This window comes from Paraburkholderia aspalathi, assembly GCF_900116445.1.
Taxonomy (GTDB): Bacteria; Pseudomonadota; Gammaproteobacteria; order Burkholderiales; family Burkholderiaceae; genus Paraburkholderia; species Paraburkholderia aspalathi.
In genome coordinates, this window is record NZ_FPBH01000036.1 from 59,683 (window position 1) to 81,432 (window position 21,750).

19 protein-coding genes are annotated in these 21,750 nt (G+C 59.3%); 9 read left to right on the plus strand and 10 right to left on the minus strand.

Annotation, left to right across the window (positions count from 1 at the left end):
- Window positions 1–3: 3 nt before the first annotated feature.
- Both BM438_RS37470 and BM438_RS37475 read right to left on the minus strand, forming a co-directional pair.
- Window positions 4–1,005 (minus strand): 3-hydroxybutyryl-CoA dehydrogenase, encoded by a 1,002-nt coding sequence (locus BM438_RS37470; protein ID WP_093645133.1) that lies wholly within the window; start codon window positions 1,003–1,005, stop codon window positions 4–6.
- The gene (locus BM438_RS37475; RefSeq protein ID WP_093645135.1) at window positions 1,002–2,108 is read right to left on the minus strand and encodes an NAD/NADP-dependent octopine/nopaline dehydrogenase family protein; all 1,107 of its coding nucleotides are present in this window, start codon (window positions 2,106–2,108) and stop codon (window positions 1,002–1,004) included. The genes BM438_RS37470 and BM438_RS37475 overlap by 4 nt, the downstream gene beginning before the upstream one ends.
- Before the next feature lie 222 nt (window positions 2,109–2,330).
- On the opposite strand from BM438_RS37475, the gene BM438_RS37480 reads away from it, so the two are divergent.
- Complete coding sequence (locus BM438_RS37480; RefSeq protein ID WP_093645137.1) at window positions 2,331–3,314, plus strand: AraC family transcriptional regulator; 984 nt, start codon at window positions 2,331–2,333, stop codon at window positions 3,312–3,314.
- Window positions 3,315–3,319: 5 nt separating this feature from the next.
- Window positions 3,320–4,393, plus strand: a complete 1,074-nt coding sequence (locus BM438_RS37485; RefSeq protein WP_093645139.1) for a LysR family transcriptional regulator — start codon at window positions 3,320–3,322, stop codon at window positions 4,391–4,393.
- Window positions 4,394–4,445: 52 nt separating this feature from the next.
- Here BM438_RS37485 and BM438_RS37490 read toward each other — a convergent pair whose 3' ends face one another.
- The gene (locus BM438_RS37490; protein WP_093645141.1) at window positions 4,446–5,540 is read right to left on the minus strand and encodes a porin; all 1,095 of its coding nucleotides are present in this window, start codon (window positions 5,538–5,540) and stop codon (window positions 4,446–4,448) included.
- A 384-nt stretch (window positions 5,541–5,924) separates the two neighbouring features.
- On the opposite strand from BM438_RS37490, the gene BM438_RS37495 reads away from it, so the two are divergent.
- The gene (locus BM438_RS37495) at window positions 5,925–7,352 is read left to right on the plus strand and encodes a spinster family MFS transporter (protein ID WP_093645143.1); all 1,428 of its coding nucleotides are present in this window, start codon (window positions 5,925–5,927) and stop codon (window positions 7,350–7,352) included.
- 157 nt (window positions 7,353–7,509) lie between these two features.
- Here BM438_RS37495 and BM438_RS37500 read toward each other — a convergent pair whose 3' ends face one another.
- Entirely contained in the window at window positions 7,510–7,722 is a 213-nt protein-coding gene (locus BM438_RS37500) for a tautomerase family protein (protein WP_093645146.1), read from the minus strand.
- Between the two features lie 216 nt (window positions 7,723–7,938).
- On the opposite strand from BM438_RS37500, the gene BM438_RS37505 reads away from it, so the two are divergent.
- Window positions 7,939–8,850: a LysR family transcriptional regulator gene (locus BM438_RS37505; RefSeq protein WP_093645148.1), complete on the plus strand. Its 912-nt coding sequence runs from the start codon at window positions 7,939–7,941 to the stop codon at window positions 8,848–8,850.
- Between the two features lie 87 nt (window positions 8,851–8,937).
- Here BM438_RS37505 and BM438_RS37510 read toward each other — a convergent pair whose 3' ends face one another.
- Window positions 8,938–9,411 carry a hypothetical protein gene (locus BM438_RS37510; RefSeq protein ID WP_093645150.1) on the minus strand — a complete coding sequence of 158 codons (474 nt, stop codon included), beginning with the start codon at window positions 9,409–9,411 and terminating at the stop codon, window positions 8,938–8,940.
- Window positions 9,412–10,094: 683 nt separating this feature from the next.
- Here BM438_RS37510 and BM438_RS37515 point away from each other — a divergent pair.
- The gene (locus BM438_RS37515; protein WP_074302232.1) at window positions 10,095–10,655 is read left to right on the plus strand and encodes a hypothetical protein; all 561 of its coding nucleotides are present in this window, start codon (window positions 10,095–10,097) and stop codon (window positions 10,653–10,655) included.
- 116 nt (window positions 10,656–10,771) lie between these two features.
- On the opposite strand, the gene BM438_RS37520 is transcribed toward BM438_RS37515, so the two are convergent.
- On the minus strand, window positions 10,772–11,170 hold the full coding sequence (locus tag BM438_RS37520; protein WP_143131825.1) for a hypothetical protein: 399 nt from the start codon (window positions 11,168–11,170) through the stop codon (window positions 10,772–10,774).
- 278 nt (window positions 11,171–11,448) lie between these two features.
- Window positions 11,449–12,429, minus strand: coding sequence for a hypothetical protein (locus tag BM438_RS37525; RefSeq protein WP_093645154.1), 981 nt, complete (start codon window positions 12,427–12,429; stop codon window positions 11,449–11,451).
- Window positions 12,430–12,457: 28 nt separating this feature from the next.
- On the opposite strand from BM438_RS37525, the gene BM438_RS37530 reads away from it, so the two are divergent.
- Complete coding sequence (locus BM438_RS37530; protein ID WP_143131826.1) at window positions 12,458–12,907, plus strand: hypothetical protein; 450 nt, start codon at window positions 12,458–12,460, stop codon at window positions 12,905–12,907.
- Between the two features lie 17 nt (window positions 12,908–12,924).
- On the opposite strand, the gene BM438_RS37535 is transcribed toward BM438_RS37530, so the two are convergent.
- Window positions 12,925–13,494 (minus strand): hypothetical protein, encoded by a 570-nt coding sequence (locus BM438_RS37535; protein WP_093645158.1) that lies wholly within the window; start codon window positions 13,492–13,494, stop codon window positions 12,925–12,927.
- Window positions 13,495–14,461: 967 nt separating this feature from the next.
- Between BM438_RS37535 and BM438_RS37545 the strand changes: the two genes are divergently transcribed.
- Window positions 14,462–15,199 (plus strand): SEL1-like repeat protein, encoded by a 738-nt coding sequence (locus BM438_RS37545; RefSeq protein ID WP_093645181.1) that lies wholly within the window; start codon window positions 14,462–14,464, stop codon window positions 15,197–15,199.
- A gap of 926 nt (window positions 15,200–16,125) precedes the next feature.
- A complete protein-coding gene (locus tag BM438_RS37550) occupies window positions 16,126–17,604 on the plus strand; it encodes an esterase-like activity of phytase family protein (RefSeq protein ID WP_093645162.1) in 1,479 nt (492 codons plus the stop codon).
- 284 nt (window positions 17,605–17,888) lie between these two features.
- Here the strand turns inward: BM438_RS37550 and BM438_RS37555 are convergent, their stop codons facing one another.
- Together BM438_RS37555 and BM438_RS37565 are read right to left on the minus strand one after the other, a co-directional pair.
- Window positions 17,889–18,608 (minus strand): tetratricopeptide repeat protein, encoded by a 720-nt coding sequence (locus BM438_RS37555; protein WP_093645165.1) that lies wholly within the window; start codon window positions 18,606–18,608, stop codon window positions 17,889–17,891.
- A gap of 1,076 nt (window positions 18,609–19,684) precedes the next feature.
- Window positions 19,685–20,533: an SDR family NAD(P)-dependent oxidoreductase gene (locus BM438_RS37565; RefSeq protein WP_093645169.1), complete on the minus strand. Its 849-nt coding sequence runs from the start codon at window positions 20,531–20,533 to the stop codon at window positions 19,685–19,687.
- A gap of 126 nt (window positions 20,534–20,659) precedes the next feature.
- Between BM438_RS37565 and BM438_RS37570 the strand changes: the two genes are divergently transcribed.
- Window positions 20,660–21,553: a LysR family transcriptional regulator gene (locus tag BM438_RS37570; protein WP_093645171.1), complete on the plus strand. Its 894-nt coding sequence runs from the start codon at window positions 20,660–20,662 to the stop codon at window positions 21,551–21,553.
- The last annotated feature ends 197 nt before the right edge of the window (window positions 21,554–21,750 follow it).

Genomic DNA, 21,750 nt, shown 5'->3' on the forward strand with positions numbered 1-21,750 from the left:
CGTTCAGCTTTTCGACGCAGCATTAAACACCGGCGCGAGCCCCGTGTTGTCCAGCAAGCTGCTGAATTCACCGAGCCGTTTGTGCAGATACGCCGGCACATCGACATCCGCGTAATCGTAGAAGCCACGCGCATCGCGCAGACCATCGCGGCCTTCCCGCATGTTGTCGCTGACGATCGCGGCGGGCAGGAAGCGTGGATCGATCGCCCGCGCCAGATAGTGCGACGCATAGTAGAGAATGTCGCAGCCGCCCCAGTCGATAAACTCGAGCAGACCCAGCACGGAAAACCTCAGACCGAAACCGGTACGGATCGCCGTATCGATGTCTTCCGCGCTGGCAACGCCCTCCTCGACCATGCGCGCGGCCTCGTTCATCGCCAGCGCCTGGATGCGCGGCACGATGTATCCCGCCGACGGCGCGCACACCACCGGCACTTTGCCGACCCGGCGCAGCAAGGCGACCACGCGCTCAACGGTCGCTGCGGCCGTGGCATCGCTACGACTGACTTCAACAAGCGGCATCAAGTGAGCCGGGTTGAGCCAGTGCGCGTTGAGAAGCCGCCCGGGATGCACGACCACCTGCTGAAGCTCGGTCACAAGAAACGTCGACGTGGTCGATGCAAACAACACGTCCGCCCCGGCGTGTTCGCATAGCCATGCGAACGCGACCTGCTTGGCCTCCATCACTTCCGGGACGGCCTCGAAGACGATCTCGCCTTCGGCAAGCTCTTCCCGCGCGTGCTCACGATCCACGATGACGATGCGCGCCATCGTCTCCGCAGCCTGCGCCTCGCTGATGCGGCCCAACACCACCAGCGTCTGCAACTGCCGCACGATCTCGCCACGCGCGGCAGCCGCGAAGGCGCTGCGAGCCGCCGGGTCGCGCTCCTTGAAGTCGATCAGCGTGACGCGCAAGCCGGCATAAGCGAAGGCAAGCGCGATGCCTTGCCCCATCCGCCCCGCACCGAGGATATGAACGTGCTGGATGTCGACGGCCGCGCTCATTGATCGAAACCCCGTTCGAGCAAGGCCGTCATCGCCTCGCGCGAAAGCGACGCAAGGCCCAGCCGCTCGAGCGTGCGGCCTTCGCCGTACAGGTCGCGCTCCGACACCGCGCTCGCCAGATTCAGCAGACCTTCGGCGACGGGCGTCGGCACGCCGGCCCAGCGTCCCGCCGAAACGAGAAACGACAAACCGAGCCGCGTGTCTTCGAGCATATAGCGGTGCGTCTTCAGATCGATGTCCTCGCGCCAGTCGCCGCTATCGGTCAGCTTGCCGTGCGCGCCGCGGCCGTACATCCACTCGTCGCCCTCGCTCGCGTAGTGGTCGGCGAGCGGAAAATGCGGCGCGCCGTAGCCAAGGGCCTCGCGTACCGCCATACGTTCGGCGTCGAGCACACTCGTCACGCGGCGGATCGACGGTTGCGTGCCTTCGTTATGGATGTCCCAGGCATCGAAGTGCTCGAGCGGGCCGGCGTTCATCATGATCAGTGGCGGGTGGATCACCGGTCCCGCGTTCATCAGGGCGCCGCTCAACGCATCCTCGATCGGTTCGACCGACGGATAGGCCTGCTGCAGCACCGGAACCGCCCACGTCGCAAACCGTGCGGGAAAGACGCCGCTCGGCAGGCGCGTAGCGTATGCGCTCACCACCACATTGTCCTCGCCATGTTTGCGTGCGAGGTACGGCAACGTGCCGGTCTCCGCGAAGGCCACCTCGTGCGCGTTGCCCGCCTCGTGCATCGCCTTCGCGAACACATAGCTGCCGAACGTGCCGGGCGGCAGGAACACCACCTGATGGTCCGCGAGAAATGGTGCCAGTTGAGCCGCCAGCGCTTCGTGCGTCGTTGAAGGCAACGGAATCACGATGAGCGCTGCGCCCTCCACCGCTTCCGCCAGATCGTCGACGAGACGTATCGCGCCTGGCTGCGCGCCGATCGGCACCCGCCGCTCGCCGCGAAAGTCCTTGACCTTGAGCGCGCCGAGTTCGCGCAGCCGCGCCGCGGCGACCGTATCGCGGCGCCACCACGTCACGTTATGGCCTTTTTCCAGCATGTCGATCACGGCCGCATAGCAGCCATGCCCCCCGCCCAGTACGCTGACATTCATCACACTTCTCCTTGTTCGATGATCATCAGACTACGGGGTCGCCGGCACAAAGACGCTTCACCGCGCGCAAGCCGCATTCAAATCCGGCAACTCAATGAGAACGCCGTCGCGCGCCTGCTGAACAATCTCGCTATCCGGGTCGATCCGTTCTTGCGCGAAAAAAATGGCCATCGCATGATGAGCGCGCTGCCCGCTCCCCGCTCCCCGCTTCGAGGCCCATGAATGGAAATCGCGATTTCACGCAGAAACCGTAACCGTCTGATCGCATCGCACGCCCGCGAGGATATCGAGCGGGAAGTCTCACAGGTGCTCTGTCCGCACCGGATGGAAGTCCCTCACCGTGGCCCGCTCAACGCCGAGCTATACGGCGTCGCGCTGCATCAGGCGATGCTCCTCGAACTCCACTACGGCAGCGAAACCCACATCGATGCCGGCGACATCGGCAATCACTACCTGTTTCGCACCACGCTCAGCGGCCAATGCGCACTTGAATCAGGCGGCGAACGCGTTTCGCTGCGGGCCGGGAGCCTGAGCGTGTCATCGCCCGCACGCATGAGCCGCATCGTCACGGATCGCGAATGCCGCAACCTGCTCTTGCGGATCGACCGCCAGGCGCTCGAGGTCAAGCTTGCCGAGATGTTGAACGACAGCGTCAAACAACCGCTCGTGTTCGATCTCGCTTTCGACAATGCACACACGGGCACCACGGTTTTTTTGTCGACCCTGCGCTACCTGTGCAATCTGTGCGATCAGTTCGACGAGCCCGCGCAGGAACGGATCTTCGGCCGCGATCTCACGCAGTGGCTGATGACCGTTCTGCTCAGCCAGCTGCCGCATTCGTACAGCGCGACGCTGGCCCGTGCCTCCTCGTCGCCACTGCCGGTCCACGTGCGCCGCGCGCGCGACTATATCGACGCCCACCTCGACGAGCCGCTGCGGATGGACGCCCTGGCGCGCGCCGCCGGTGTTTCGACGCGCACGCTACAGAACGGTTTCAGCCAGTTCCTCAATACGTCGCCCGGGGGCTATATCCGCGAACGGAGACTCGAAGCCGTGCACCGCGCACTACAGACGCAGTCTGAACGCTCGGTGACCGATATTTTCATCGAGCACGGCGTGCACAGCTTTGGGCATTTCGCCAAGGCGTACGCGCGGCGCTTCGGCTGCCTGCCATCGGCCACCGCGAAGCGCATGGTGCGCAACTGACTCCCATGCAGACCGATCCCGCCAACTCCGCTGATCCGACCGCTTCCGCCGATTCCGTTTCGCACGAACATGACCCGTTGTCCTTCGCAGAGACCGCCGGGGCTCCGCGTGTGCGAGACCTCGATCTAAATCTGCTGAAGGCATTTCACGCGGTGTACATCGAGAAAAACGTCGGCCGCGCGGCGTTGCGGCTGGGGATCACGCAGCCTTCCGTGAGCCATGCGCTTGCCCGCCTGCGGCTCGTGTTTCGCGACGCGCTGTTCGTGCGTACGCCCGGCGGTGTCGAAGCAACGCCGCGTGCGCAGCGCCTCGCGATTTCCATCGATCGCGTGCTGGAGATTCTCCAGGACATGCTCGACGAAGGCGCGCAGTTCCGCGCGGCCACGTCGCGCCGTGTGTTCCGCCTGCATATGAGCGACTTCGCCGAAGCCGCGTTTCTGCCGACGCTAATGCGCGAACTCGATACGCGAGCGCCCGGTGTGGTGATCGAAACCCATCAGATCGACGACAGCCAGTTCAATGTCGCGCTCGAATCGGGCCGCATCGACTTTGCGCTCGGGCATTTTCCGCATGCGTCGAGCCACTTTCACCATAGCGAACTGCTGCAGGAGCGTTATGTGTTGCTGATGGCGCGGCGCGTGGCGGAGCAGTTCGAACTGCGGGAAGGCTATACGCTGAATGCGAACGTGCCCGCAGGGCTGCACTTCATCGCGGTCACTTCTCACCCGCAATCGGTCGAACTGCTCGAGCGCTATGGGCTCACCTCGCGCGTGCGGATTGCCGTGCCGAACTTCATGGTGGTGCCGGCTATCCTGAGCCGCTGCGATTACGCGCTGATTCTGCCCCGCACCGTTGCGCGCGCGTTCTCCACGCTCGGTGAATCGGCCGTGTTCGAACTCGAAGATGCGCTCACGTGGCCCGTGAACGCCTACTGGCATCGCCGTTTCGATACCGATCCCGGCCACCGGTGGTTGCGCGGTGTGCTCATGGAGCTGTTCCGGATCGGCGCCCGTGAGCCTTTCGACAGCTGGCTCAGCGCGCCGCTCGATCTCAATCCGGAAGGCGTACGTAGCGTCTGAACGCGTCGGGAGCGACCCGCCGCTTCACCAGCGGGTCAGCTTGATCGGCCGCCTAGAAGGCCGTCATGATGCCAGCCACCACCGAGCTTGCAGTCGCGCCAGCCTTCGCCACCGATACCCCGCCACCCGCCGCGCCATTGACCGTGAAGTTCGCGTGCGCGCCGTTGCGGATCATCGCTGCGCCCGTATAGAGCACGGTGCGCTTCGAAAGCGGATAGTCGCAGCGCACGCCAAACGAATCTGCATTGCCTGCGCTGTCGGCCACTTTCCGGTAATGACCGTAGCTCAGCAACACCAGCGAACGGCCCACCGGCACGGTGGCGTCGAGTTCGAACAGATCGTTGTGCGGATTCGAACTGGCGGCGTTCACGCTCGTCGTGACGTCCGGCCCGCCGCGATGCCGTAGATAGATGAAAGCCGGTTTGATGAAGCCGAAATCGTACGAGATTGCCCCAAGCGCGTAATTGCCGGCGGCCGTCGGACTTTTCGCGTTCAGTGCCGCCGCACTCGCCGGACTGAAGGTCTGCTGCATGTAGTCGGCGTCGATCGACAGACTGCCGTTCACGTAGTTAACCGAGGCGCCATACGTATCGCCCAGCGTCGAAGGAACGTTCGATGCACCGTTCGCTCCGCGCGCGGCGATAGCCCGCACCAGCACGCCGCCTATACGAGGCGAGGAATAGCGTATCGAGTTGTTCACGCGCAGAAAGGTCGGCCCGACGAAGTTATTCGCCGCATTGCCCCATGCGAGGCCGGCGCCGTCGCCCGGCAAGCTGTAGGTCACGAACGAGGTATGCAGGACTGTGTAATTGACGCCCGCCTGCATCGCGCCAAACGGACCCGACAGCCCGACCCACGCTTCGCGTCCGAACAGCGCGCCGTTGTTGCCGAGCGTACCGTTAGCCGAATTGAAGCCGTTTTCGAGCTTGAAGATCGCGCGATAACCGCCGCCAAGATCTTCACTGCCCTTCAAGCCGAATTGCGTCGCGAAGATATCGCCGCTGCCCATCCGCACCACGTGGTTGGGGCCGAAATTCGCGTATTCGATCGACGTGTCGATCCGTCCGTACAAAGTCACGCTCGATTGCGCAAGCGCGGGTGCCGCTGCGAGGCTCAGCAGCGACACGCACCACATCCGTTTGGTCATTCCCTTAGTCCCGGCGAAAGTCTGGTTCTAACTGCCGCGCGGATTTGCCGTCGCGACGCTCGTGTTTTCCGTCTTCTCCGAAGGCTTTCGTTTGATGGAGCGGAAAACGAAGCGAGTCTAGGAACACCAATTTCGAGCGTCGATGAATGCGCACATATAACACTTATAGACAGCGCGAATGAGGTGCGCCGCGCACGGTACAACGGCCTCTTGCGCCTTATGCGACAAGCCTTTCCGGCCGCCTCCTGGGGAAAACTTTAGTGACCCAGGGGAATCTCGCCGTGTGTGCGCAGACCTTGCGTATATGTTTCGGAAATTTGTTTACATACGCTGCTTCGCAACCTCATCGCAACTTCGTCGAATATCAGGCACAGGAGAACCGGCATGGCCGTATCAACGAGCAATAACCCTGCACGCAGGCGCTATACGTACGAGTGGTACGTGGTCCTGATCTGCATGCTTGCGTATGTGTTTTCCTTCGTCGACCGACAGGTTCTCGCGTTGATGATCGAGCCGATCAAGAAGGATCTGCATCTGACCGACACGCAGTTCAGCCTGCTGCAAGGCTTCGCGTTTTCGCTCTTCTACGCGGTGATGGGCATGCCGCTCGCCTACCTCGCCGACCGCTTCGCCCGCCCGCGCATCATCGCGACAGGCATTGCGTTATGGAGCCTCGCCACCGCGGCGTGCGGCGTCAGTCAGAACTTCATCCACATGTTCCTTTCCCGCATGAGTGTCGGCGTGGGAGAAGCCGCGCTGTCGCCCGGAACGTATTCGATGTTGAGCGACTACTTTCCGAAGGAAAAGCTGGGGCGTGCGGTGGGCGTGTACTCGCTGGGTTCATTCATCGGCGGCGGGATGGCCTTCCTGATCGGCGGGTACGTGATCCATCTGCTCAAGCAGATGACGACGGTCAGCGTGCCACTTCTCGGCGACGTGCGTTCGTGGCAACTCACGTTCTTTATTGTCGGCTTGCCGGGCTTTCTCGTTGCTTTGCTGTTTATCCTCACCGTGCGCGATCCGGCGCGTCGAGGACTCGTGCGGGATGGCGCCGGCCAGGCAAAGCGCGTGTCGATGGGCGACTCGCTACGCTTCATCGGCACGCATGGTAAGACGTTCACCTGCCACTACCTCGGCTTCTCGTTCTATGCGATGACGCTGTTCTGCCTGATGAGCTGGACGCCCGCGTTCTATATCCGCCACTTCGGGCTCACGCCGGCCGAAGCCGGTTACACGCTCGGCACGATCCTGCTGGTCGCGAACACCATCGGCGTGTTCTGCGGCGGGTGGCTCAACGACTGGCTCATGAAGAAAGGCCGCACGGACGGCCCGATGCTGGCGGGGTTCATCGGCGCGGTTGGAATGCTGGTGCCGGCCGTTGCTTTCACACAGGTCGATAGTCTGAACGCGTCGCTTGCGCTGCTGGTCGTTGCGATGTTCTTCGCTTCGTTCCCGATGCCCACGTCGACCGCCGCGATGCAGACGCTCGCACCGAACCAGATGCGTGCGCAGATTTCGGCGGTGTTTTTGCTGGTCTCCAATCTCATCGCACTTGGGATCGGCACGACGCTCGTCGCGCTGCTGACCGACAAGGTGTTCGGGTCGCCGAAAGCGGTTGGTGATTCGATGTCGATTGTTAATCTTGTCGCCACACTGCTGGCTGCAGGGTTGTTGTGGCTGGGGTGCAAGCAGTTCCGGTTGAGCCTTGCGCGTGTACAGGGGCAAACGGGTTCGACGGCAACGGCCGGCGCGCATCACGACGGCGCAGAAGCCGCGCATGCCGGCGGCGCTGCCCCGCTCGTGGGACAGTAAGTCTGTTCCTGCTTCGGTCTTAACTCGTTTCTTTGCACTATCCGCTGACGGCAGAACCGCCCGCTTTCGGGCGGTTCTGCATTGCAGGCTTCAACACTTGACCGTTTGACTTCGATTGAACGGGTGCGAGGCGGTCATCCTCACACCCGTATGGACGTCAGTTCCGCGGGATACCCATCTTCTCCATCGTCAGGGTTTCGTCGGCGCGCCCCCAACCACCGTCGGTGACCTCATCCACGAGAACCATCGAGTAAGGACGGACGCCCTCGCCGAAATACTCGACGAACATGGCCGTCGTGCGATGGATGATTTCTTCTTTTTTCGCGGCATCGAGCGTGCCTTGCGGAAACTTGTAATTGGCAAATGGCATGAAAAACTCCTTGATTGGGGTTTGAAAACGAGGTGTCGGTTTTCGGCACCTGGACAGTCACGCGTGAAGAACCAGTTTCCATTTCTGCTCCTTTACAGGGTGACCGTCAGGTGGCCGACTGCCTTGAGAGCGATTATTCCCACCCAGAGCACCTGGATAAATGGTGGTAAATTGCCATGACTATTCAATGGGAATAACTAATCGAGATCGGCGGATATGGATCGTTTTGACACGCTGCAGTTGTTCGTCCGGATCGTCGAGCAGGGCAGTTTCACCAAAGGCGCGAGCATGGTGGACATCCCGCGCGCGACGGCGACCTATGCCATCAAGGCACTTGAGGCGCGGCTCGGCACACGGCTGCTGGAACGAACGACGCGGCACGTGCGGCCGACACTCGACGGCCAGGCTTTTTACGAGCGCTGCGTGCGCATCCTGGGCGAGATCGACGATGCGGAGTCGTCGTTCTCGCATCAGACTAGCAACCCGCGTGGCGTATTGAGGCTGGACCTGCATGGCACGCACGCCACACGCATCGTGTTGCCGCGCATCGACGAGTTTCGGGCACGCTATCCGGGTATCGAGCTGGTGGTGAGTAGCGGCGATCGCCTCGTCGATCTCGTGCGCGAAGGTGTCGATTGCGTGATCCGTGGGGGGCGTCCGCGCGACTCGTCGCTGATTGCGCGGCCCGTGGCCGTCGTGCCGCAGATCATTTGCGCGAGTCCCGCCTATCTTGAGCGATGGGGTATGCCCGCGACACCGGCTGATCTGGCCTCGCATGAAGCCGTCGGCTTCTTTTCCCAGACGAGCGAGTCCTCCTATGCGATCGAACTGCGCATCGAGCGGAAGATCACTGAATTCAAGCTGCGTAGATGGATCTCGGTGGGCGACGCTGAGAATTATGTCGTCTGCGCGTTGCGCGGGGCGGGTCTGATTCAGCTGCCCCGCTTCCACGTGGAGGACGAGCTTGCCGATGGTCGTCTTGTCGAGGTCCTGCAGGACTGGGAGAGTCCGGGCTTACCTATCAATATTCTCTATCCCCAGCACCGGCAGCTCGCTCCGAGGGTCCGCGCTTTCGTGGATTGGGCGAGTCAGGTGTATGCGGCGAAATTCGGCGGTGAGAACGGTTGAAAGCAAGGTTGGAAGAGCCGCCCGCTTTCGGGCGGCTGAGCATTGGACGGCAGTCGGCCAACTGAAGCCGTCCGCCTTTCTCGGTGGTTAGTGGTGCACAGGAGCCGGCTGTTCGTCCGCGTCGTCTTCTTCGTTTGTCGCGGATTTGGCTGACGCTTGTTTGGCCGGGCTGGGCTTTGTGGCTGCCGGTGTTTCCGTCGTCGCTATTTGTGACGCCTCTGCGAGAAGGCGCGCTGCACGGCTCGCGGTGATGCGGCTTTGAGGGATGCCCTTCGCATCGAGCGCGATCACCTGGTATAGCTCACGGTCGCACTCAAGTTCGTGATGATATTGCTCTGCTGTGTCGACGAGCAATTCAAGCATGGTCTGCTGGCGTCGTCTTTCGTCGCTCGTGATGGCAGGATTCCTACACATCGAGGACGCAAGTGTGATCAATGTGTTGAGTTGGTTCAACTGCCGATTGCAGAGAGCGAAGGTGGAAAGCGCGAGCTTCTCGTACTGGAGCGCGTCGACTGGCGGGCGTGAAGCGGGTTGGGATTGTTTTGTAGGTTTGTTGCTCATGGTGCGACCTCCCTGGTACTTCTTTGATCGCCCGACACTCGCTTGCTTGGGGAAGTGGGTGAGCGGGCACGTGGCGGGTTTGGAAGACCGGTGTTCTAACGAGCCGGCGAGCCTTGCGGCTCCCCCACCACAGCCCGCCCATTGAAGACAACAGACGTGCAGGGGTAGACGCACGACCCGCCTAGGCGGGTGTGCGGTTAGAACAACAGGCTTCCACACCTGACCGCCGGGTGTTTCCCAACGGCTTGATGATTATAAATCAAGGCAGCCGCGTAGCGATCAACCAGGCAGGCTAAGTGTTTGCGTTTGGCCGATTGGATAAGGCATCGTCGGCGGCGGCGGTTGGCGGGTTGGCGTGAACTCGGAGGCCGTAGAGGACGCGGGCGGTTGGTTGGCTCTGCGGTGATAGTGAGCGCGTAGGCGTATCTGGGGTTCGTCAGTGTCCGAACTTGGCGGTTGATGGAGGTTCATCGGCCTAAGGGACGGTGGACCTCCATCTGATCGCAACCGGTTGAATGACTGCTCTCGGAGAACGCGGAGGACTGAAGTCGACCCCGAACGGTCTCTCAGATCCCTCCAAAGCAGCCACTCAAACCGATAAAACTCGATCGTCGGTGCAAGTTCTGAAAGTTGGCGTCAGTCTATACTGACGGCCAGTTCGAAAACTCTACTTAGGTGGCCTGGTGACGATTACGTCTTTGATCGGTGACGTACAGCGACGTTACATTGAATTTTTCACGGCTGCCCGCGACCGCATTTCGGCCTCTGAAGAAAACGTCGCCGCAGAGGTATTAATCGCTCTCAACAACGAACAGATCCCGTATCCGTATCGTTATCTCAGAGTCGATGTGCTCTCCAAAAACTCCGATGACGCGATCAAGCCATTCGAGTTGGCGCTTGACCCAGACCCAAATTTCGAGGCGACCGCATTCAAGTTTGGTGGGCTTCAGGTCGCATTTTATCCGTTCAGCTGGAACAGGGCACAAATCGTTTTCGAAAAGGCGATCGCCGATCAGCAGCAGTTGGACCGATTTATTACTCGGTGGCTCGACGTTGAAGAAACAGAAGCTCATGCCTATGACAATCTTAGCGGGGCGGCTCATTCCTTCACTCCTGTCGAATCGAATGGCGAGTGGTGGTACCTGACAGTTGACTTTGGTACGGCGCCGGCGCAAGCAATGATCGAGTTTATCGAAATTCTGGCGTCTCACGGCATGACGCGGATTACCGTAAAGGCTGGATGACGATCGTCAACGATCTACGCAGCGCGGTCGACAGGCCGCTGTTGGCCGACCTCTGCCTGTTGCCGTCGGCTCTGATCGACCCGAAGGGGGCTCTCGAGCAGCGGTAAAGCGGCCGTTCAATCCACTATCAGCCGCCACGTTTCTTCATCGCAAAGACTCACGGTCTGTCGATTCTCATACCAGCCATTCACCTCCGGCATGGATGCGATGACGCCTGGAATGCCCTCTGGAAATTCCACGAGGCAGATCGTTTTCCAGCCGTGTGGAATCTCGTCAAACGGTTTGGCATATTGCTGCGTTACTGCTCTGATGACGAAGCGTGTCCTTGTCTCGGACTTCGGGGCGCGTGTTGGAAAGGCGATGTCGAATGTTCGGCCTATAGGAATATCAGCGTAGGCAAACGAAACGAGCAGCACTTCGCAGTTTCCTGGCCGTTCCTTTGGAAGTGCTTTTTGGACATGAAACAGGACATCCGGTGACGCTCGACCTTCAACCACGAGCACACGTTCGTCCACGGGAACGTCACTTTCCTGCCGCACGGATGCGCTCCTTACGTGTAGGCTTTATGGGCAACTCTTCACCTGGCATTGTCGACGATTCGCGTGGTTGCGTCGAACGTCTCTTCATGGCCGGACACGGAAGTTCGCCCGGCGCGGCGATCTCCGCAGCCCGCGTCGCGAGGCCTGCTTCCGTAGTCGACGCGAAGCGGGCTGTCGAATTTCTTGAAATCGGACGCTCACGAGGCCGGTTTCACCTGGCGTTCTGGATAAACCAGAATCGGTGAACGACGATTTTAGTGCGCCCAATTTTGAAGCACTACCTTCCCCGGGTTGGCAAGTCGAAAGGTCTTTGACACTCCGTCGCCGCTGAACCGCAATATGAACTGACCGAACTGCGCCTGTGCATTCTGCGACCATTGATTTCCGATAGACCCGTAAAGCGCTGAGTTGAGAGAATCTATCTTTCCGTCGGATGCAGCGATGTGCAAGGCAACGCGTGAGAATGGATGCTCCTCGCCGAACGTATACAGAGGCAAGCGAGCTGCCGCAATTACTGTTTCAGCAAGGCTTGTTTTTTGTTCTCGGGGAGGGCCAATAATTTGCTTTGATGTGACATTGACGAAAGTCGATAACTCGCGAGAACATTGCAGCACGAACACCAAGATCTCCCAAATTAATGTGGTGATCGAAAATATTTCTTGGTTCAGGTGGAAAATATTGTTCGGCCCCACGGTACCTTGCGCAACACCTTCAAAGAAATAACCGTGAAAACAACTGTATTCTGTTCCGTGTAAATATTCTAAAGTGTACGGTCGGATTCTGGACTGCTGGTGTTTGATTGCGTTCGCAGCGGCTGCGACGAAACGTTTGTGAGACTTGATGGATTTATCTAGCTGTTTGTAGGCTGGATTCTTGTCTCTGAGCGTTTTAGATTTGAAAAATCCACTGGCGATCGAGTCGATGTCGTCTACATGCTCAGCGGCAGCGTAGAGCGCAAGTTCGACGTAATCGATGACTTCTTCCAAGAGATCGCCTGCGCCTTCTAGAGAACGCAACGTGTGACCGACGTCGAAATAGGTTTCGAGGCGATGGCACAGTCGAAGCACTTTGCTACACACTCTCGCGATGGAAACGTTATAGATCCCGAGCGGCATGCGCAAACCGTTTCCGTGATGATGGCATCCTTCCTCGGAGGTGAGGGCCAGCGGTGTGTGCGCGTCGAGGTTAGACCCTGCGTTTTCCGCAATATCGACAACAAACGAGGGCTTACTCATTATTGTAGGTTCGCGGTTGCATCGCCATTTGACGGATATCGATCGGTGGGCCGAAATTTACACGATTGAATTGATGGATTCAGTTGCGAGACTAATAATCCGCATTCGTCGAACATCTCTGGAGTTCGTCAGCGGAATCAGTATCGCACGCTTCGACTGGCGATCGCGCTCGACATGCCCGGGTTCCCGTAATCTGTTGGGCTCGGGTGTGCGCAAGGAATTGTCGGCGATCTGGGCGACGATGCCGACCGACCGCTTGTGGCCGAACTCGGCCCGACACCTGATCGGCTCAGGACAACCCGCAACGGACCGTCGGACAGATGCGATCAGATCGGCTTTTGAAGGGTCGCGTCTGCCGCAGCTCCGATTGGCGGAGCGCGCCGCTGCGCCAGCGAAAGCCGGGTGCCGGGTGCCGGGCGGCCTGCGCACCAAAGCGGCAAGCGTCGTCGTACCGATGTCGCTGCCACCTTTCCCCTGAAGCCGTGTCCCGTCCGCCTAACGGAATCCGTAGGCGAGCACCTTTTTGCCCTCGAAACTGATTTGCACCGCTTCGGAGCATGGGTTCCCACACGTGCCATCGACGGTGGGAGGCGCAGCAGCGAAGGGGACCGTCTCACTGGTCATTTCGCCGATCACCAGTGTCGCATCCGACGAGATAACGATATTCACGACGAGCACCACGCCTGCGGGACTCGCTTTCGTGCCGTAGTTGATCGTCATCGTTCCCGTGCAATCGCTGTTCACGTTGTAGGTGCCGAACTGAACGGAGTTGAAGGCGCCGCCCGACTTTGGCAAGCCGCCGATATTGCCCGCATCGTTTCGCGTGAAGTTGCCGTTGGCATCGAAGTTGACGACGGCGACATCGTTGAGCAGCAGCCGAGACTTTGCGTAGTGAACCGCACCATCCGTGCCGATGATGCCGAGTATTTCGCCTTGAGCGCTGAATCCATACAGGCCTCTCAGCGTTTCGTTGGAACAGGTGGGGTCTTTGGCATGCGCCGCACCGCTCAACGACAGAAGGGTGGCCGCAACGGCCGCCGCGCAGGTCAAACTTTTGCTTTTCATGTTCATCTCCTTGTCACCGACCACGGGCGCTTCGCAGGGTGTGCGTGATGTCAAGGCGCTTGCGCAGGCACAAAGCGTCCGGCAGAGGCTGGCCAGCGGCGGCGCACCGCGCCGCTTACGTTGACCTGTTTCATTGTGGTCAGAAGCGCGAGCCTGTGCCATCGACAGAACATGAAGAAATCGTTAACCATGCGTCGACGGTATGTGGCAAAAGTCACGCGAAACACGCAGGGCGGCGCACATCGCCCTAGTCGCCCGCGCCAATCCCCGACCCGCGAGTGAGGCGGGCGTGGAGACGATGGAACGCGCTTCGTCAGGTACCGGACCTGCTCGCTTGACGGCAGCACTCGTAAGTGGCCGTCATGTTTCCGCTCGGCCTCAGCCTCGTAGAAGATGCGCAAGTTTGTTCGAACATTTGGAATAGACGAGGTATCGGACGCTCGCGCTGATAATTCGAAAGGCTTATCGTGGGCCATCCCGCCTGACGCGGTCGGCCGTAGCCGACCCTGAGCGGTCTGTGGGATTTGTCCCGAGCGGACATTCACGTGCTACGGTGCGGCGCACTGACACTGTGTGATGCCTATTTTTTGCCCCACTGAAGCAGAGTGCCCAGCTTCATGCTGAGAGGAACCTTCGGCGGCCCGTTCCTCGCCAGTTTATCCATGGTCTCTTTGATCGGTAGTGCCCGTATCAGGAAGGCTTCCAGTTGCTTGTTCAGACCGCGAATCCAGACCCCACTATCTTGCTTGTCCAGAGAGTCAATCAATTTGTCGCGGAGCGGGTCTGCTTGGAAGTGAAAGGTTGTGTTATCGCGCAGAATACCGACCTCTTTGCATGGGATTGACTACTTGAGAAACCAACGGTATTTTTTCTGATGGGGCGTCACGCCCCCTGCGCCGCCTCACAGTTCTTTTCGATTCCGTGCCGGCTGTGGAGGCTCATCGGCACGGATACTCGGACCGAAGCCATGCGTATCTACTTCCAGAACGCGTCTATCCCGACGCGGGCCGCCAATCGGCTTAAATTCCGCCTTTCGCTAAAGGAATCCCAGGCGCGACAGGTAACCTCCGAAGTCTTCGGCTATAGAGACTGGACCGACCTCCACCGCGACCTGGGCAGCAAAGCGGCTTCCGCGCTCGACGAGGCGTGTGACAGCGTGACACTAACCGAGAGACGCGTATATCAGGCGTCGCAATTGCTCGCATCGTCAGTTGATCTTCACGGTGAATCCGCCGACGAATTTGTTCGATGGTGGCAACCATCGTCCGCACATGCGCACGAAGAGGGCCCGAACCCGACAGAAGCGCCGTTTGCCGGCTCAAAGGAAGATCTGAGTTTTCAGGAGGCGCTGAGCACATTGGCTCACGCCGCGGACCGTCCCGTTGGCCACTTCGAACAAGCGCTCATGACTGGCATACACAGAACGGAAAACGAAAGCTCGCTGAGGTTTGTAGAATCGATTGCTGATGAGTTGCTAAGCGGCAACCGAAAGCAAGAACCCGAAGTGGCTCGTCACCTCCTTGAGGCTCTGGCCTCGCGAGGGCTCCCTAGGTCAATACTTAACCTGGCGGTGAGTTTGACGCTTGGCGATGGTGGGCCTAAAGACGAAAACAGGGCCACGGAGCTGCTCGGGCGGTTGGCTGAATCTGCTTCAACTCCCGATGATCTGAAGCGGATTGCCGAATCGCGCTTAGGCACCGCCTAAGCACTCGAAGGTCCCGTCAGGCTCGTCATAGTTTCGACCTACAATCGCCAGCGGGGAACGACTTCGCCAGCACCGCCGGACGGCTGAACAGATTGCAGGCAGCTATGCCATCGACACTGGTTGCCAGATAGAGCGCATAGTTGTGCGATTGCAATCGAGCCCCAAGGGTTTGTACTCGTTACGTCTCCTCCATGTCTCCATTGATATGAATTGAGCCCGCCACAAAGCGGGTATTTTTTCGCCCAAACGTTCTTTCCTTTCTTCGCGAACGTGCTACCTTCGATGCTCACCCCGGTCGGCTTCAGGAAACCATGCCCTGCGAAGCGTGCCAGAAATTGTTGGTTGGCGATTCAGACGGTTCCCACGATGGGCTGCTGACATATCGCAACCCAGCAATTCTTCGCCCCTTCGGCCGACCGCCGGTTGTTCTACATCGCTATCGCTGCAAGCACTGTGGCTTCAACTGGATACACGAAACAGATCCGCTAGAACGCGGTAGATCCGAGTGGATCTGTCTGTACGAGGCACCCAATATTCTCATTCCCGCGACAGTAGACCGCTCTTCGCGATTGTCGGCCAGTGAGCACTCAAACCCTTCAGGTAACACAGAAAGGCAGCCGGCGCGCTCCGGGAATTGGCTCCGACGTTTCTCCTGAGCCAGCAAGGTACAGCGAGCAATAGGGCCCGGTTTCTAGCGCAAGCGGCACAAGACTGGCCAATCTGAGCGTCCGGCCGATCCAACTAATTAGCGTCATCAATCGGTCACAACCCTCACGCAGTATTACCGCCAGCCTTCAAATGGCCGACGATCTGCGCGCGAGTCCGTCCTTGTCCGATGCAAACATCCGGGCGAGCAAGACAAGCGAGGACAAGACTCAGCGCCATACGCGCTCGACAAGAACCATGCCCACTCAAGGAAAGACATCGTGTCACGTTCAAGACTGTTTGCTCTGACGGCGATTGCGTCGTCGCTCATATTTACAACTACGGCGTATGCGGGCGTGGATCTCATTGCGATGGGCCAACTGAGCGGTCTGACCGGCGATTTATCGAAGGAAACGGCTGCGCCGCTGGAAAACGGTGTAGCGGGCAATCTGCTCGGCGGCCTGGGTTCGGGCATCGCTTACGCGGGGTGCCAAACGTTCGTGGCTGTTCCGGACCGCGGCCCGAATGCCGTGTCGTACAACGCCGCGATCGACGATACCGCGTCGTACATCAACCGCTTCCAAACCTTGAGCCTGCGCCTGAAACCGGCGTCGGCGAGCGCAGCACTGCCGTACACGCTGACACCTAAACTCCTCGATACCACCCTGCTCCACGCCTCCGAACCACTGGTCTACGGAACGGGCGCGGCTGCCGGCGTCCCCGATGGCGCCCCAACGCTTAACCGCCGCAATCACACGCATTACTTCTCGGGCCGCTCGGACAACTTTGACCCTTCACGCTTGTCGACGAATGATCGCAACGCGCGCTTCGACCCGGAAAGTGTGCGCGTGAGCAATGACGGCGAGACCGTATTCATCTCCGATGAATACGGTCCGTACGTTTACCGGTTCGATCGCCGCAGTGGACGCCGCATCGACACTTACAAGCTGCCGGATACGTTCGCGGTCTCGACGCTCAGCCCTCTCGGTAGCGATGAAATCACGCTCAACACCTCCGGCCGCGTGGCGAACAAGGGCATGGAAGGCCTGGCGATCTCGCCCGACGGAAAGACGTTGTTCGGCGCGATGCAAAGCCCGCTGATCCAGGATGGCGGCACGGACGGCGCTTATACGCGCATCGTGAAAATCGATATACGCAGCGGCAAGATGACGCAATTTGCGTATCCGCTAACGAACATCGGCACGGCAGCCAAGCCGAAGTACCCGACCATCAGCGACGTGGTCGCCGTCAACGATCACGAACTGCTGATGGACGAACGCGACGGCAAGGGTCTTGGCGACAATTCGACGGCAGTGTTCAAGAAGGTGTTTCACATTGACCTGACGGGCGCCCAGGATGTGAGCAACGCAAGCAGTCAGGCGGGGCTCGCACCCTACGCGGTCCAGAAGGCCCTGTTCCTCGATGTCGTCACCACGCTAAATGCACACGGTCTCAGCGCCAACGATATACCGGCGAAGCTCGAAGGCCTCGCGTTCGGTCCCGATGTCATGGTCGGCGGCGTGAAAAAGCACACGCTGTTCATTGCGAACGATAACGATTTTATCGGGACGATAACCGATTCCAATCATCCGGCCGGTATCGCGAACCCGAATCAGTTCTTCGTGTTCGCGTGGGATCCGAGCGACTTGCCGGCCTATGTCGCGCAGCGCCTGCCCGGAGTGGATGACGACACGCGCGGCAACGGTCACGGTCGCGGCCAAGACCATAACCGTATGTGCGCGGCTGACGACGATCATTGAGCATCGATCGCGCATCCCGTGTTTTTTAACGCTGGATGCGCGATCCACTTTCGGCCCGTTTTCTTTGTCGCCGCTGGACGGCTGGCACTCAGCGATAGCCGTTAATCGAAGGGACACACATCTTCGTCTACGAACGGTCGTTTTCAAGAAACTCAACTGAGTCTTGTCGACCCTCTACCGCCATTGGAGCCAGCTTTACTTGAAAGTCCGCTTCCGGAGTCCAACGGCCATTTGCGTGTCCTCGGTGGACGCCATATTCTCAGCTTTGCCGGCGGCCTGATCTCTCAGCACGGTGCCAGGCCGGTAACACTACCCATAGTCACCGGGCACAGCCGCTGCGGCGCCGGTTGTGAATTCTGCTGCTGTACCGCCTGCTGGAGTCGTTCGGCCTGAACGTTCGCGTTCGATGCCCGGAGGAACGCGTCTCTGTTCGCTTCTACCTTTTGCACGACTCCGTGAGGATCGCCCACGCGAGTAAGGGCGTTAAGCGCATCGCGGTTGTACTGCCAGGCCGCCTTCTCCAACCATTCAATCTGCTTGGCCTTGTCCTTCGGCACGCCTACCCCCTCCGCATACATGGTAGACAGCGAAAATTGCGCGCGGTCGTTGCCTTGTTCGGCGGATTTCCGCATCCATGACGCGGCGGCGGCATAGTCTTTGGTTACGCCACCACTTCCGTAGTAGTAGTACCCGGCGACTTTTGCTTGTGCCAAAGCATCGCCGGCCTGCGCGGCTTTCAGGAAATAGACGAAGGCCCCGGCGAGGTCGTTCTGACCTACGAGGTGCGAGGCGTAAAGATACTCGGCCATCACATTGCCAGATTCCGCGGCGGCTTTTTCGTGTGCAGCCACCTCGGCTTCACGCTCGGACTGCGTCTTGGATGAGGGCACCGCGCAGCCGCCCAGTGCGGTCAAGGACAGCATGACGGCGACACCGAACGCAAGACGGCGGATGGACAAGAATATCATCGGCGTGGTATTTCCGTTTTGAAAATGGGAAGCCATGCCGGCGCCATTAGCGGGTGATGAAGCGCTTCACGACGACATGACGAAATAGCGTCACATAAAGGTCATGTGATGGCCTGATTGCGTACGCAAAGATACTAATCGGTCTATCTTGTGTCAATCAGATATTTGTCGTCGCACGGGTAGCGCTCGAAAAACCGATTAATCAAGGGCGTCGGCTCACGGATCGAAAACCGTCATTCCTGCGATAATCATTGGGCACCAATGAAAGGCCGTTCCTGGCAGATCGCGGCCCGATGCGCTTTAGCGAGACTCCTTTGGACCTGCACACTCGCTGTTTGCCAAGCTTGTCAGTGCGCGATAAGGCAGTCTCCCAGATGGTAGCTGTCATCGAGGTGCCCTTCTCCGTCGAACCCGATAGTCACAACATATGGAAAGCCATCGGGGCGTTGAGACACGTTGTAACCTACGAGAGCGTGCCTGACAGCGTTATCAAAATCGGAATCTTCAGCACGCGCGTTCTTCATCACTTTCGTAACCTGCCCACTACTGTCAACATGGACGCTATAGCCGATTACTGGTGGAGAGTCGCTCCCAGGTTCCAAAGATTTCGTCGCGACACTTATGCGATTGAAGATGGTACATAAGGCATCCCTACCCTCTTGACTCATCGCGGGTGGAACCATAGGGGCTGTGTGAATTGGCCTGACCGCCGTTGGATCTGACGACGTGACCTCGTTTTGGGCTTGAATCGGACCAACACCGGCAAAAAGCAGCCCCACAGCGAATACGGCAGACTTGCAGTCCATGATTCTCTTCCCGGTTGCCTCTGACGTTGAGCACGCAAATTGTCGACGATTCTGGTGTGGTTGTCGAAGGTCCGCTGATGGCCGCTGTCTGCCTCACGCAAGTGGCGTTCGCAGCCTGAAATTCGCGAGCCGGCGACCGGTTGAATCCAAGGCCGAACTCAGCCGGATGGCGAGCGCCTGGGTTCGACCCACAGCCACCCTGTAGGCTACGATCACGAATGGCCGTTGCCCGGACAAAAGTCCGACATCACAGGGTTTCATCCGACACGCTTCGCTAGTGTTCAGATTTGTATATGGCAGGACGGCTTAAATGGTAAGGGAACGATGTAACTCAGGCGGGCCACCCATCGCGTAGCGATCAGAGCGTGGCCGGCTACCGTCGATGTCGGTCACGCCGAGTGTTGCGCCGATCTCCGCGCCGATCAGCGCCCTGCCTGAAAGTGCCATCATGGACTCAAATTCATAGAGCGCGGCGATAGTGCGGCCTGTAAATTGTGGAGACTCGCGCTTTTGCCTGGGGCGCTTGTCTTCGAGGAGCGTAGCGAGATAGGCGCGAGCACGTTCGGTATCTAAACCGCCCATCCAGACGGAAACCACGGCGACATTGTATGGCCGTAGCTCCTTCGCCATATCGGCCGCCATTTTGTCCGCACCTGCCTTTTGGGCGCCGTAGGCCGGGTTCTGATGGTAGCTGACGGCACCGTAGTGTCCGGTGTTGACAATCAACCCACGGCCATTGGCAATCAGAAGCGGCGCAGCATAGTAGCTAGCCACGTAGTGCGAGCGCAGGCCGACAGTAATCACATCGGCCGTATCCAACGGCTTCTGCCAGAAGCCGCCTTGAGCGGGTGCACCAACCTTTGCAGCGTTGTTCACGAGGATATCGAGACGGCCGTGTTGACGATGGATGTCGGCGAAGAAATCTGCCACTGCCAGATCGTCTGCGTGATCGAGCACAACTCCTATTCCTGTCCCGCCTGCGCGAGACACGAGTTCGGCTGTTTCATCTACTGAACCGCCGAAGGGCGTTTCGCCCCCAGTGGCACTGCGCCCGGTGACATAGACCGTGGCCCCGGCTTCTCCAAGCGCGATCGCGATTCCCTTTCCGGCGCCTCTGCTCGCACCCGTCACCACTGCAATCATGTTTGCTGTCATCGATCCTCCTGCGCACTGTACGACGCCTTATTGCGTCGGACTGTCATCAGTTCCAGCAGTCTAGTGCCTGTCGGCTTTGTTGATTAGTGACATAATTTTGTATGAAATCATGAGTGAGACTCAACAATGAACCGCGAGGATCTGGCCGATCTGCTAACTTTTGCAACCATCGCCGAGGAATCCAGCTTCACGCGTGCAGCCGCGCGGCTCGGTGTTTCCGCTTCTGCTCTCAGTCATTCCATTCGCTTGCTGGAGGCGCGCCTCGGCGTCAAGCTGCTCAATAGAACCACAAGAAACGTCGCACCGACCGCTGCGGGAGAAAAGCTGTTGAGCCGGTTGCGGCCCGCTTTCATCGAGATCGGGGCAGGCTTGACGACGCTTGCGGATAATCGAAGCCGGCCAGCAGGCCGTGTCCGTATCAGTGTTCATCGCACGGCAGCGCTTATGTTCGTCGTGCCGAAGCTCACACAACTTCGGCGCGACTATCCTGAGGTCGTGGTTGAACTGTCGGTAGATGATTCCTTGGCAAACATCGTCGCGGCTGGCTTCGACATGGGCATCCGGAATGGCGAACTATTGGCTAAGGACATGGTGGCAGTTCGCATCGGTGCAGACTACCGAACCGCGGTGGTTGCATCGCCCTCTTACCTGAAGAACAATGCCGCGCCGCTCACTCCGGACGATGTGGCCGGCCATGCATGTCTGGGATATCAACGACCAAGTTCGAAGGCCCTCCATTTCTGGGACTTTGAGCGAGAGGGCCGATCCGTCCAGGTGCCAGTCGATCCGGTCTTTATCTCCAATGACAGCGATATCCTTATCCATGCCGCCCTGGCGGGAAACGGCCTCGCCTATGTTCTCAAAGAACAGGTGCAACCCCACCTGAAGTCAGGCACATTGACGCAAGTGTTAGAGGGATGGTCTGTCACGCTAGCGGGAAGCTTCCTCTATTATCCCGACCGACGCCAACTTCCGGTCGCTGTACGTGTCGTCATCGACTCGCTTCGTTATCGTTCTTGATTTGGTTTGAGACATTAGCTCCCGGTCCGGATGTTGCGGAATAAATGTCCATTGCCGACCCAGCTGCGGTCATTTGAATAACGCCGGTAACTGACCGCTCCTGGCCGAGGCCGTGTAAAAACGCGTGAGCCGGCGGTCTGTCGAGCGACTGGTGAGGCCGCGCCTTCGCAGCTTCCTGTCTTCCTGTTGTCTACGAC

Bases quoted from the DNA above. Each gene is read 5' to 3' on its own strand.
- BM438_RS37470 (WP_093645133.1), bottom strand. From the start codon at position 1,005: ATGAGCGCGGCCGTCGACATCCAGCACGTTCATATCCTCGGTGCGGGG.
- BM438_RS37475 (WP_093645135.1), bottom strand. From the start codon at position 2,108: ATGAATGTCAGCGTACTGGGCGGGGGGCATGGCTGCTATGCGGCCGTG.
- BM438_RS37480 (WP_093645137.1), top strand. From the start codon at position 2,331: ATGGAAATCGCGATTTCACGCAGAAACCGTAACCGTCTGATCGCATCG.
- BM438_RS37485 (WP_093645139.1), top strand. From the start codon at position 3,320: ATGCAGACCGATCCCGCCAACTCCGCTGATCCGACCGCTTCCGCCGAT.
- BM438_RS37490 (WP_093645141.1), bottom strand. From the start codon at position 5,540: ATGACCAAACGGATGTGGTGCGTGTCGCTGCTGAGCCTCGCAGCGGCA.
- BM438_RS37495 (WP_093645143.1), top strand. From the start codon at position 5,925: ATGGCCGTATCAACGAGCAATAACCCTGCACGCAGGCGCTATACGTAC.
- BM438_RS37500 (WP_093645146.1), bottom strand. From the start codon at position 7,722: ATGCCATTTGCCAATTACAAGTTTCCGCAAGGCACGCTCGATGCCGCG.
- BM438_RS37505 (WP_093645148.1), top strand. From the start codon at position 7,939: ATGGATCGTTTTGACACGCTGCAGTTGTTCGTCCGGATCGTCGAGCAG.
- BM438_RS37510 (WP_093645150.1), bottom strand. From the start codon at position 9,411: ATGAGCAACAAACCTACAAAACAATCCCAACCCGCTTCACGCCCGCCA.
- BM438_RS37525 (WP_093645154.1), bottom strand. From the start codon at position 12,429: ATGAGTAAGCCCTCGTTTGTTGTCGATATTGCGGAAAACGCAGGGTCT.
- BM438_RS37535 (WP_093645158.1), bottom strand. From the start codon at position 13,494: ATGAAAAGCAAAAGTTTGACCTGCGCGGCGGCCGTTGCGGCCACCCTT.
- BM438_RS37545 (WP_093645181.1), top strand. From the start codon at position 14,462: ATGCGTATCTACTTCCAGAACGCGTCTATCCCGACGCGGGCCGCCAAT.
- BM438_RS37555 (WP_093645165.1), bottom strand. From the start codon at position 18,608: ATGGCTTCCCATTTTCAAAACGGAAATACCACGCCGATGATATTCTTG.
- BM438_RS37565 (WP_093645169.1), bottom strand. From the start codon at position 20,533: ATGACAGCAAACATGATTGCAGTGGTGACGGGTGCGAGCAGAGGCGCC.
- BM438_RS37570 (WP_093645171.1), top strand. From the start codon at position 20,660: ATGAACCGCGAGGATCTGGCCGATCTGCTAACTTTTGCAACCATCGCC.